A 12,270-nucleotide genomic window follows, 5' to 3' on the forward strand; every position below is an offset into this window, starting at 1 on the left:
CTCCCGTCGGGCTACCGGGCGTCGTCGCGTTGACGCCGCGCCCGTTCGAACTCGGCGACATCCGCCATCCAGGGACCGTACCGGTCGAGTGCGGCGCAGCCACCACGGATGAAGGTGCTCACCAGCGTCCGGTACCCGCCGATCCCGTCGACCAGGCTGTACTCGACCCGGTACTGCGGGCCCGCCCCGCCGTCACCGAGGCGCACCGTCGTGATCCGGGCGAGGGAGTCCGCGTAGAAGTGCAACTGGACCCCCTCACCGCGTTCCTCGTCCTCGATGGTGAACACCTCGTTGTCCGCGGCGGAGCGATCGGCGACGAACTGCCAGAACTCGGCGGAGGCGGACCGCGAACCGTCCCGTACCCACGTCTTCGCGCCGCCCTTGTCGTCGGTGAACGACAGGGTCGACCTGCGCGTACCCCCGCCGGCGTCGGCGTGGTCGCCGAGAGTCCCGTCGTCATCGTCGACAGGCGTGCTCCGGGCGCGGTCCGCGGCCTCCGAGCACATCAGGAAGCTCACCGTACGCACCGCGTCGTCGGCGAGCCCCGGGTACGCGCGACGCACGGCCGCCTCCACCGTCGACGCCAGCCGATCCCAGTCCCGCTTGTCGGTCGCCCGGTTCCCCCGGCGCGGGTCGAGACCGATCCGCATCCCGGCACCCGCCCGCTCGGCGGTGGCGATCACCCGCAGGACCTCCGGCAACAGTGCGGGGTCGACGGCGTCGGGCAGCCGCCTCGGCAGGGTCGCGCCGTGCAGATACTGGCCCGTGTACCGCAGAACCTGCGCGTCGAGCGGCCCGAGGACGACGCCCCGCTCGGCGCGACGACGCTCCGCGTGGTACTCCTGAACCCGCTTCTCGTCCGCCCGCTCCGTCGCCGGGCGTAGCGCCGCACAGAGCTGACCCCGGTCAAGCAGATCGAGGTCGGCCCCATGGGCGACGAGCCGGCCCCGGTCCCACCCGATCCGTCGGAAGAGCGCGTCGACCTCCGCGGGCGGGGCGAGCAGAACCGGATCCAGGAGCGCGACGGCGGCGTTCTCGTCGAGCCGGCCCCGGGTTCCGGCCGCGTCACACAGCGGCAGTACGGCGCTCCACAGCAGCAGGTGTCGGGCCAGGTCCTCCCGGATCACCGCAAGATGGGCCGCGGAGACCGGAAACGTGAAGGTCCGGGGCTCGTGGTTGGCGTCGGCCCCGGCCGCGAGCATCAGCTTCAGCTCGCCGTCCTCGCGGATCACCCGCGGAAGCCAGCCGCCCCGCGCGAAGACGACGTCGCTCACGACCACCGCGCACACTCGACCTCGAGGCGCGGATCGGTGCGCACCCACACCTCACCCCCGGTGGCCCCGGCCGGTGCGTCGACCCGTTCCAGACCGAGGAATTCGATCAGTTTCAGCACCGTGGCCCGTTCGGCCCGGTCCTCGTCGACCTCATGCGCGTGGAAGAAGACGTAGTACCGGTCACTCGGGTCGACACAGCCGGTGTCCGCCCAGATCCGGGCGACCTCCTGGAGGGCCGCCTCTTCCGTCGTGATCGTCGCGGCGAAGGCTGCACCCCGGGTCTCCGGCGACGCGTCGAGGTCGGAGAGGTCGGTGAACCACTGACCGAAGCGGTCGAGGCCGGCGTAGCCGTTCTCGAAGAACAGCATGGCGCTCGGCAGGTAGCGGTTGGCCCGGCCGGCCCGGAGATGTTCCGCCCGAGGCTGGCCCGCTCCCCTGATCCGGGAGATCACCCCCTGACGGGGCATGAGCACCAAACTCTGCCCCGCCGCTGCGTCCCTGATGGTGTAGGTCCCGGCCTCCCGCCCCCGGAAGAACGCGGAGAAGGCCATGTACGCCTCCTGGGGGTCACCCACCGAGACCTGCTGGTCGTCGCCGTCACCGGCGGTGAAGACGAACTGTTTCGGTCCAGGCTGGTAGGGACGGGCCATAGTTCGTCCTCCGGTTCGGTAGGTACGTCCCGCCAGGGTAGTTGATCAGGGCGGACCCGCCTGCGGCCCTGGTCACAGACGTACCGCGCACAGACGACGAGACCCTGGACCGCACCGGCCCGGAAGCGGGCCGGCGCATCGCCGAGCCGTGTACGCCCGTCCTCGGGACGGATGGCCACCGCAGGTCGGACGGCCACCGGTCCGGCCACGGCTCCGTCACCGACGGCGATGTCGCACTGTGGCGGCGACCAGTGGGTCGTTGTGGCGTGCCGTCAGCGGCTGGCCGCCGGCGACCGTTGCTGACGACAGTGTCAGAACGGCTGCGGGCGCGACTGATCCGTTGGACCCACCGGCCCACTGGGCGCCCGCCGCCAACCTCTGCAGGTCATGTGGTCGTAACCGGCTGATCCTGGGTATGGGTGAGGCTCTGCCGGTATTCGAGAGCTTCCGGGACCTCCTCGTACTGCAGCAGGCTGCCGGTCAACGCCAGCAGGTGTTCCTTGGCCTCCTCCGGCGTGGCGTAGAAGAACTCACGACGGTGGTTGACCAGGTTGACCCGCCGGTCGGCCAGCCGTGCGTGCATCTGCGCCTCGATACCGACAGCGTCGTCGGAGAAGAACAGGGCATGCACATCGAAGTTGAAGGGCACCGAGGCGTCACTGAGCTCGCGCACCCGGTCCAGCGGGTCCAGGCGACGGGTCATGCCGACCTTGACCATCTTCTCGCCGAACGCGCCGAGGTTGGAGATCACGTACACATAGCCGGCCCGCACGTTGGCGGCCCGATGGTCCACGTCCTGAATCGCGGTGTCGATCTGGACCAACCGGTCCTGCATCAGGGCGGCACCGTCGGCATCGCCCTTGGCCTGCAAAGCGGCCAGGGCGTTGGCGTAGTGCTGGCGTTCCTTGTCGAGCCGGGCGCGTTCGCGTTCGATCTCCTGCTGCGCGCGTCGCTCCTCGCGCAACCGGGCCTTCTCCTCCCGGTCCCGCTCCTTCTCCTCGGCCAACTTCTCCTGGTAGTCGGCGGTCAGTTCCAACTCTTTGATCCGCATCCGGTGGTACTCCCCGGCAATCCGGATCTGCATCGTCTTACCGAGCTTGGCAATGGTGGCGGTCACCTTCCCCAGCCGGTCCACCGCCGAGTCGAGCTTGTACGGCTTCAACCCGCGCACCAGGTTGTCGGCCTCGGCGTTGTAGGCACGGAGCATCAGCTTGGAGAAGTCCCGGACCATGACCCGCCCCTCGGCGGCTGAGCCGTTGACCGTCCATCCGGTGGCGGCCTTGACCGCGCCCCCGTCCTTCTTGGTCATCGCCTTGATCTGGTCCTGAAGCCGGCTGAGCTGGCTCTTGTAGGCCACCGAGTCCGACAGGGGATGCCGGTACCGATAGACGCCCGCTTCCTGCAGCAGTGCCGTCTCCTCCGTGACCACGATCTGCTGCCGGAGCTCGCGCAGATGCCGATCGAGCTCGGCCTTCCGCGCTTCCCCCTTGGCTGTCAGGCCGGCGATCTCCCGGGTCAGACGTTCCCGGTGCTGCTCCAACTCCATCGCCGACAGCACACCGAGCCGTGACATCTCCGCCCGTAAGCCCGTCAGCTCGACGCGCAACTGGTCCAGCTCGCTGCGGAGCTGCGCGTTCTCCACGGTCAGTTCACGCGCCTTGCCCCGGGCACCGAACAGAGGGATGTCCGGACTCCCATTGCGCTGCTGCAGGACGACGGCAGGAGCGCCAGCAGCCTGCGCGGCGGCCGTAACGGATGCCGCCGGTGCCGGAGCTGGCACGTCCGGAATCCACAGCCGCCACCCCGGCGGAGGAGGGCCCCAGGCAGGATCCGGCGTCCAACCCGTGGGCGGCACCCAGCCCGCAGGCGGCGTCGGCCAGTTCGGCGGCGCATTGAAGCGATATCCCATTGCTCTCCCCGGGCATCATGACTGTCCGACGAAAGTAGCGCCGTAGCCGCCGAGGGGACATCGACGACCCAGATCAGCAGGGCAGCCATCCAGCCGACCACGGATACCCGAGCGAGGACTTCAGTCTGCTTGCCGACAGAAAGGCATCCGGTTTGGTGAGGCGCACCGGTGAGCCTGTCTCGCTTCGGCCTTGGCCTCTTGAGAAGAACGGCCCAACCGCTCCCGAGCACCCACTGAGAATCGGCCCGTCAGGTAATTCCGGCAGGTAACTTCCGAAAGATGTCAAGCCTGGGTCGCAGGGTTCGCGGGCGGCAACGCGCTGGGCTGGGTCGACCGAACACTCCCCGCGGAGTCGATGTCGCCGGCCGTCCCGGCGTTGCTGGCCGACTCGATCCGCTGGTGTAGCAGGATCGCCCCGACCAGGGTGGAGGGTGCGGTCAGCAGGTACAGGGCGACTCCCGGCACCGCGAGCACCGGGCTGACCGGCAGCAGCATGAGCATTCGCAGCGACAACACCGGCAGGATCAGGACGCAGATGCTGGTCACACCGAAGCCGAGCGTGAACCCGAGGTTCCGCCAGGCGAAGCGCATCTGCTCGCCGACACCCCGCACGCCATGATGGTGCAGCGGCACGGCGAGCACCAACGAGCCGATCAGAAAGCCATTGAACAGCAGACCGCCCCCGAAGGCCGCGACGAGGTTCACGCCGGGGATCCACAGCAGCGGCAGAACGATCAGCCAGCCCACGTGCAGAACCAGGGTGACGATGACCGTCTGACGCAGGCAGACCGCCGCCGAGCGATACCATGCCGGCGCTCTCTGGTTCGTCCCGCCGGTGCGCCGGATCACGTCGCGGGTCAGGGCCGGGAAGAACGCCGCACCGAACAGCATGGTCAGCGGCACGGTGAGCGCGGTCATCGCGCCATGGAAGAACAGGCTGATCGCGGCCCACAACACCTTGTCGATGATCCAACGGACCACCTCGGGCCAGCCGGACGCGAACCCGAGCAGCCAACCGGTGAGCCGCTCGACCAGCATCCCGGTGGCTTCCTGCAGTCCCAGCAGCGCCAGGCCGGTCAGTGTGAGGGGAAGCAGCACGAACGTCCAGAGGCCGGGCGTGGTGACGAACAGCTTGGCACCGCGGAAGAAGTACCCGGCACCGATGAAGAAGCGTCCGATCCTGGTACCGGCCGCCTTGGCGCCGCGCAGTGTCTGGTACCCCGCGACCCCGACAGCATGCCCGGCAGCCCCCGCCATCCGGGCTGCTGCCGAACCAGCCCCGTCTCGTGCCAGCGGCCCGCCCGCAGCCGGCACCGCTTGCTCCTCCGATGCCATTGGCGTCAACTGTGCGCTCGACGGGACCTCGAAGGCCGGCGGGAAGCCATAGGCCGAGGGGATTACCTGGGCGGTCGACAGATCACTCGGCGGAAACGGACGCGGCTGCGGATCCATGCGTCAGGGCCCTCCAGGAATTCGATCGACACGGCGAGCGGCAAGCACCGGAAAGGCTTCTCAGCGGTCGGTTTGGCGGTAGCCGATCCTGCGGATCTTCCGAGTTGTCGAGTGCACGATGGCATTCCCGACGCCCGATCACGCCCGGACCGTCGTCCATTCTGGACACTAGCGATCCAGTCCCGCCACCCGCCACCCCGTCCACGGCACACGGCAGCGCCCCCGCTGGAGAAGCACCACCGTAGACGTAATGCCGCCGGCCGGGTCAGCCCGGATCACCTCCGTCGACCGACGGCTCGACGTCCGCACCAGCCGACCATGAAGCAAGATCATCGACAGCGGACGGGCGCACGCAGGCGACGCTGAGGCCCGAGTGGCCGCCGACATGCCGTTCGTCCGCCCCAGGCCGGGACGGTCCACCGGCTCCCGAGCGCCCACTGAGACACCGGACCACCGGCAGAAACCCCAAAAGGCCCTGACCCAGGGCGAAACCCCAGGTCAGAGCCTTTTTGGTGGTGCGCCGCCAGGGACTCGAACCCCGAACCCGCGGATTAAGAGGTTGATCTTGGTCGAGTCGTCTGGTCCAACGGGGTCGCGTGAGTCCGTCTGTTCGCGGTCAGGCCCCAGCTTCAGCGGGACGGCGTCCGGCCCAGTCCATCGCGTGCTGGCCCTGTCCCATCGCGCGCGAGCACCCGTCGAGCACCAACGCCCCAGTAGGGTGAACGGCACCAGGGCACCTGTCCTCGCGGCCCCACGGCATTAAGGATGAACACCGCCCCTCCGGCATCAGCCTGCGCACCCCCGCCTCGGTGCGATACGAGGCCGCCGGCGACGTGCACACCCAACGGCAGGCCCCACCGGGACCGACAGCCCGACGATGCCTTACTACTCCTAACTCAATGAGGTTGGGCGTAACCGGGCGGACGTGAGGATCGTTCTGTCTGAACGTGAGGAGGGGTGAGCAGCCGCCGTGGATCGTCTCGGACGACCTGTGGGCCGAGGTCGAACCGCTATTGCCATCCCGTCCGCCTCGCCGGTACCGATACCCCGGGCGGAAGCCCTTGGACGATCGCAAGGTGCTCTGCGGAATCCTGTTCGTGCTCTACACCGCGATCCCGTGGGAGTACCTGCCCCAGGAACTCGGCTTCGGCTCAGGGATGACCTGCTGGCGCAGACTGCGGGACTGGAACGACGCCGGCGTGTGGCAGCAGCTGCACGAGATCCTGCTCGGCAAGCTCCGGGCCACCGGGCAACTGGACATGTCCCGGGCGGTGATCGACGGTTCCCACGTCCGGGCGCTCAAGGGCGGCCCAAAACCGGTCCGAGCCCGGTCGACCGCCGCAAGCCTGGCTCGAAACACCACGTCATCACCGACGCGGGCGTCATCCCCCTCGCAGCGAGCCTGACCGGCGGCAACCGCCACGACGTCACCCAGCTCATGCCCCTGGTCGACAAGGTCCCCCGCATCAGAGGCACCCGAGGCCGACCCCGACAGCGACCACAGTGGCTGCACGCCGACCGTGGCTACGACTACGACTGCTACCGCCGCCAACTCCGCGCCAAGGGCATCACCCCGGTCATCGCCCGACGCGGCACCGGCCACGGCTCCGGCCTCGGCACCCGACGATGGGTCGTCGAGCGCACCATCGCACTACTGCACTGGTTCCGCCGCCTACGCATCCGCTGGGAGATCCGCGACGACATCCACGAAGCCTTCCTCACCCTCGCCTGCGCCATCATCTGCTGGCGCCGACTCCAACACTCAAAGAGTTAGGAGCAGTTACTCGGGTGGTCCCGCCGCGACGTCGATGCCGGCGTTGGCGAGCAGAGTGAGCGCTTCTGGGAAGGGGCGGTTGAGCGGACCGTGGTGGATGCGCACGCGGCTGGCAAATTCGCTGTCCCGGGCGATGCGGGTGGCGTCGCCGAGTACGGTGAGCCGGTAATGCCACCATTGCACCGCTCCGTCGCGCTGCTCGACCCGGATTAGGTCCTCTGCGGCCCGGGCGGCAATAGCCCATCTGCCGTTGGTGCTGGTGGCCCACACGGCAGCCACGTCGGTGCCGTTGATGGCGTCGAGGGCTTCGGCCGCCGCAGGGAACGGGTTGGTGAAGGTGCCGTTGACGTGGAGTGCGGTGTCGGCGTGCCGGCTTACCCGCCAGACCGGTCGGCGGTCCTCCAGTATGTCGATGGCGGTGGCGATCGGGTCGTCGTCGACGATCATTGCCGCGATGCGCATGACGTCGTCCGGGTCAATGGGGAAGCCGCGGCTGTTGCTGATGGCCTCCGCATGGTCGGCCACGAGAGTGGCGTCGGCGGGGACCACGAGGTGAGCGGCTCGGTGGGCGGCTGCCTTGTAGCGGAGGTACTCGGCGGGGTGGCCCGTCGTGGGTAGGTGGTCGCGGATGAGGTAGAGAGCGACGGCGGCCACGCTCGCGACGTTGGCCTCGATGGCCGGTGGTACGTCGTCCAGGTCGAGCGTCTCCACCACCTCGGCGAGCACGCTGATCCATCCGTGTTCGCCGTACGGCGTTTCCCAGGCGCCCAACTCGACGCCGACGAGCACGATCGTCCCGACAGCCAGACGGTCGACCGCAGGTAGGTGGGCGAGGTCGTTGCGAACGGCACGGGTTAGGGCGCGGCCGATACGGCGCAGCTCACGCAGCGCTCGCCCGTCGGTGTCGTCGTCTGGGTCGCTCTCGCCGTCCGCGCTGCCAGGGCTGTCGGCCTCGGCGTTCTGCCCGGTCGAGGGGTCGATGTCGTCGTTGACGGTATTCGCGTCGTCTTCGTCGAGGCCTGCGGCGCGTTCGTCGTTGAGCATGTCGGTCGGCTGGAGCAGGCCGCTGCCGTAGGTCGTGGTGGCGGCGGAGAGCGCCGCGAACCCGCCGAGGGAGAAGTGGAACATGGCCGCCCCGAGCCGGATCTTCGCGTCGTCGCTGTAGCGCAGCCAGTCCTCGGGATCGGTGTCAAGCTTCGGCGTGCCGGTGGAGGTCTCCGACTCGCCGACGGGGACGCTGGTTCCACCCACTGCGGGCAGGGCGATGCAGGCGCGCGCGGCGGCGAGTTGGCGGACCCCCTGCAGCCACCGTTCGGCCAGGCGCGCGTCGGCGAGGAGCTCGATCGGTCCCTGGGCGCTTCCGCGGGGCTCGTCGCTCAGGCGGAGCATGGTGCGTTCGGGATCGGTTACGAACACCAGGTTCCCGTGGCGTGTGACGTCGTGCTCGGTCCACACCGTCCGTACCCGGGATCCGCCGGGCAAGTCGACGCTGGTGATGAGGTGCTGGACGGCGCCTTCGGGGACGGCACCGACGTCGGCCCAGGTGTCGAAATCCGTGTGGGCGGAGGCCACGATCCGTACCGGGGAGGGTGTGGGGCGTGCGAATGTGAGGTGCAGTCCGTCGGCGGCGCGGGTCGCCGCAAGGAGCGTGGCCCCGGTGGCCGTGTCGACGTGGTTGGTCGTGCTGATCCGGACGGCGGGCACCTGGTCGAGGCGGATCGGCACACCGCCGGGAAACAGCGGTGCGGAGGGCTGGGCAAGAACGGCGAGCTCGACGTTGCCGCCGTCCGCGACGGGCTTGAGCAAAGCTGCCGAGGACAGGTTGGGGCTACCGGTTAGCGTCCAGTATGCGCCGTCGTAGCCGATTGCTTCGACGAGCTTGCCGTGCCGGTAGGAGCGGTGCCGGTCCTCCACCACCTCGAGGTCGATGCCGAGGTCGCCGATCACACGGGCTATCGCCTCGGGTTGCACGACGGTCCGGTGCTCGGATTGCACTGCGAGCGTGACACGTGCCGGGGCCAGACGCAGCGCCAGCTCCTGGATCGCCTCGGCGCGCGCGTCGTGAAACGGGGCGTAGAGCCGCAGGCACTCCACGGGCGTGACCGGAAGCTGGTCGATGATGGGATCGTCGGAGGTGTGCACCAGCCGGTGGCCCGTGTCAACGACCTGGCCGCCGCTCAAGGCTTCGAGGGCGGCGGCGGTGCGACCCATCGCGTCGGCGGCGGGCGGGCTGATCGCGCAGAGCCGGACGACGCTCCGCAGCCATTCCGCCGCGTCGACGACCAGCCGGGGACACCTCTCCCGATCCGCGGCGGCGATCGTCCAGGTCTCGGCGTTGAGGTGCCAGCCGCCGACCGAAAGGTTGCCCGAGCCGACGGCCACCAGCGCTCGCGCCGGCCCCACGATGACGGTGAGCTTGGGGTGGAAGGCCCTCCCCGCGGTCGGGGGTACGGCAAGACCGTGCACGTAGCGAGTGCCGGCGTTTCGGGCGGCACGCGGGTCCGGGTTGGACATGCGCAGATCGCCGACGACCGTGACGCGGGCACCGGTCGCCTGGGTGACGCCCAGCACGGCACGCTCGAAGAAACCTAGGTCGGCGTTGAAGGTGCAGAAGAGCGCCTCACGGGCCTGCCGATCGGCATGTCTCTCCTCGGCAAAGATGTACGGCAGAGGCGACGGCACTGTCACGACGTCGCCGGGGTTCTGGTGGCCGGCGCCGCCGTCGGCGTCGAAGGCCTGGTCAGGCAATGAGTTCACCCCGGTCACCGATCCCCCACACGCCGTCGGTGCGGGCGAGCAGGCCCATGCCGGCGAGGATGCTGGCCAGTTGGTCCCACCGCAGCGAGGCGGAACCCGCGGTCTCGTGAGAGTCGCGGAACAGGAGGTCATCGCGCAGATGCACCCGGGTGGGAATCTTGAGAACACCCTTCCGGGGATCGAGGCGAGCCTTGGCCAGCGCGAGCCGCTGCGACCGGTCGACCATCGTGTCGGTGAGCCATCGGGCGAAGTCACGCAGCGACCTATCGCGCCATCGGTCAAGCTGGTCGGCCAACCACCGCGGCGCCAGCTCCTCATAACGGTCCTGCGACTCGTGTCCCTCAAAGCCGTGCAGCTCCCGACCGGCCAGCTCACGCACACGGCGAGCGCCGAGGGCCAGCACGCTCAGGTCACGCACGGGAGTCTCCAGGCCCGACAGCCCTGGATCGTGCTCGGCGGGCTCCGGCCGCCCCGTGCTGTCCATGGTTCGTGGCAGCCCATCCCAGAACGCTCCCACAGCAATGTCGGGTAGCAGGTCCGCGAAGTGTGCGGCCAGCTCCGCGCGCGGCGTGAGCCCTTGGATGCCGTTGACAAGCCAGGCCCAGAGGCTCCGCCACGCCGTCACGGAGTAGTTGCGCAGGATGAGGCCACGCCACTCGTCGGACAGCTCCAATGCGGACAGCACCGGGTCGCTCATCGCCTCCGGCTCGTATGCGAGAAATCGCGACACGTCACGGGTCACCCGGCGGACCTCTGTCAGCTGAATGACGCGGGCGATCATGCGCAGCGTCTGCCGGCGGACACCAGCCCGCGTCGCGGGTATCTCGGCGTCCGAGGCGGCGAACAGTCGGGCAAGCCAAGCGCCATCCGCGCTGGTGGCCGAATGACAGACGCACAGCGACTCGTAGGCGTCGAGCGTCGCGTCGTCGAGCGTCCGCCTGCTGACCAGGTCGAGCACGTCGCCGAGCCCTTCAGCGACAGCTCCGGTATCCATCTGGTCACCGGGACCGATGTCGTCGGCTCTGGTCACGATTCGAAGCAGAACCTCGGAGCCCCGGTACGCCGGCCAGAAGCCCCAACTCGGGTTGGCGTAGACACCCGGCGCGGCCAGCTCGGCCACATCTACGCCGCCGTCGGACGCCCGCCTCAGGATCTCGTCGTATCCGTGTGGTCGGGACAGTGCCTCGTGGGCGAAACCGGCGGCGCGGTAGTGACGCGCCGACACCGCCCCAACGACGACCTCAGCACGGCGCAACAGGCTCTGCGCCGCGCCGCGGGCCAAGCCGCGCTTCTGCACCTCCGCGGATATCAGGCCGTGAAGCGCGTAGTAGCGGGCGTTGAGAGTAACCGTCGTAACCCCGGGGACAAGCCGATCTACAACGTTCATGGTGAACCGCTCCACCGACAGCGGAAACCGGCCCGCATAAGTTCTTGATCCCGAAGACGACCACCCAGGACCAGTCACCACGGCCGCCAGTCTGCCGCCGGCTCCGACTCGGCGCAAGCACGGCCGAGCGCCGAGGTGGTAGCCAGAGGGACGACGTCGGAAACACGCGCCCAGCAAGCGGTGCGGATCACCCGAACCCGCACCGTCGCCGGTAGAACCAGCCGCGAGACCGCCTACCTGACCGTCTCACTACCCGCCGGCCAAGCCTCGCCCCGCGACCTGCAGGGCTGGACCCGCCGACACTGGCACATCGAAAACAAGATCCATCATGTACGCGACGTGACGTTCCGTGAAGACCTCCACCAAGCCCGGACAGGCACCGGAGCCGCCGTCATCGCCACCCTGCGCAACACCGCGATCGGCTTACACCGCACCACCGGCGCGACCAACATCGCCCGCGCCACCCGCCACGCCAACCGCCGCTGACACGCCCTAATCACCGCCGTCACCAGCAGCTACCCGGCAACGCAATGGCCCTGGCTTCTACTCCAAGCCTCACATGTCAGACACCATCCCGAATTTGCCGGGGCCCTGACTCGCCCCACCACCACGCGTTAAGACCGTGCCCACAAGAACCGCGACCGGCACCCAACTACATCCTGGCTGCGTACGCCGATTCCTGCGCCACGCCGGAACCAGGGCACAATCATCGGCTCAATATCCTCTAACGATGCAGCAGACCCGTTAGATTAGGAGTTCCGCTACGTGCAGATCTCAACGAACGGCTCGGTCGGAGCGAAGATGGCCCACTCATCCTCCACCATAGCGCCTGCCTTATCGCACAGGCTACGAATTGGATTGGCATAAAGACTCGGATCCCATAGGCGTGCTGTGCCATCGTCACTGGCGGTGGCGAGTAGTTGTCCGTCTGGGCTGAACGCCACCGCCGATACCGCTTCAGTGTGGGCGGCAAGCGGCGCACCTACCGGATCGCCGGTACGCGGGTCCCAGAGCCGAACAGTCTTATTCCCACTCCCGATGGCAAGCAACTTTCCATCTGGACTGAA

General features: G+C 68.7%; 9 protein-coding genes. 2 read left to right on the plus strand and 7 right to left on the minus strand.

The genetic code is table 11. The features are described from left to right. Positions 1–11: 11 nt before the first annotated feature. The 4 genes from ACOJTC_RS18120 to ACOJTC_RS18135 all read right to left on the minus strand — a co-directional run bounded on the left by ACOJTC_RS18120 (position 12) and on the right by ACOJTC_RS18135 (position 5,285). Positions 12–1,274: a DUF6357 family protein gene (locus ACOJTC_RS18120; protein WP_420117769.1), complete on the minus strand. Its 1,263-nt coding sequence runs from the start codon at positions 1,272–1,274 to the stop codon at positions 12–14. Beyond that, entirely contained in the window at positions 1,271–1,924 is a 654-nt protein-coding gene (locus tag ACOJTC_RS18125) for a hypothetical protein (RefSeq protein ID WP_420117770.1), read from the minus strand. Before ACOJTC_RS18125 ends, ACOJTC_RS18120 begins: the two co-directional genes overlap by 4 nt. Before the next feature lie 385 nt (positions 1,925–2,309). Further along, positions 2,310–3,833, minus strand: coding sequence for a DUF4041 domain-containing protein (locus ACOJTC_RS18130; RefSeq protein ID WP_420117771.1), 1,524 nt, complete (start codon positions 3,831–3,833; stop codon positions 2,310–2,312). Positions 3,834–4,115: 282 nt separating this feature from the next. Further along, on the minus strand, positions 4,116–5,285 hold the full coding sequence (locus tag ACOJTC_RS18135; protein WP_420117772.1) for an EI24 domain-containing protein: 1,170 nt from the start codon (positions 5,283–5,285) through the stop codon (positions 4,116–4,118). 974 nt (positions 5,286–6,259) lie between these two features. Between ACOJTC_RS18135 and ACOJTC_RS18140 the strand changes: the two genes are divergently transcribed. After that, positions 6,260–7,059, plus strand: a protein-coding gene (locus tag ACOJTC_RS18140; RefSeq protein ID WP_420117778.1) for an IS5 family transposase whose coding sequence is annotated in 2 segments (ribosomal slippage) — positions 6,260–6,596 and positions 6,596–7,059 — 801 coding nt in all. Because the reading frame shifts where the segments join, the coding sequence is not laid out codon by codon here. 6 nt (positions 7,060–7,065) lie between these two features. Here the strand turns inward: ACOJTC_RS18140 and ACOJTC_RS18145 are convergent. Together ACOJTC_RS18145 and ACOJTC_RS18150 are read right to left on the minus strand one after the other, a co-directional pair. After that, entirely contained in the window at positions 7,066–9,825 is a 2,760-nt protein-coding gene (locus ACOJTC_RS18145; RefSeq protein ID WP_420117773.1) for a hypothetical protein, read from the minus strand. Beyond that, positions 9,800–11,203 (minus strand): hypothetical protein, encoded by a 1,404-nt coding sequence (locus ACOJTC_RS18150; protein ID WP_420117774.1) that lies wholly within the window; start codon positions 11,201–11,203, stop codon positions 9,800–9,802. The genes ACOJTC_RS18145 and ACOJTC_RS18150 overlap by 26 nt, the downstream gene beginning before the upstream one ends. 135 nt (positions 11,204–11,338) lie before the next feature. On the opposite strand from ACOJTC_RS18150, the gene ACOJTC_RS18155 reads away from it, so the two are divergent. Then, the gene (locus tag ACOJTC_RS18155; RefSeq protein ID WP_420117775.1) at positions 11,339–11,689 is read left to right on the plus strand and encodes a transposase; all 351 of its coding nucleotides are present in this window, start codon (positions 11,339–11,341) and stop codon (positions 11,687–11,689) included. A gap of 275 nt (positions 11,690–11,964) precedes the next feature. Here ACOJTC_RS18155 and ACOJTC_RS18160 read toward each other — a convergent pair. Continuing rightward, positions 11,965–12,270, minus strand: a 306-nt coding sequence (locus ACOJTC_RS18160; protein WP_420117776.1) for a WD40 repeat domain-containing protein, incomplete at its 5' end; no start/stop codon positions are given.

Source organism: Micromonospora sp. (genome assembly GCF_048594385.1).
In the GTDB taxonomy this organism is placed as follows: Bacteria; Actinomycetota; Actinomycetes; order Mycobacteriales; family Micromonosporaceae; genus Micromonospora; species Micromonospora wenchangensis.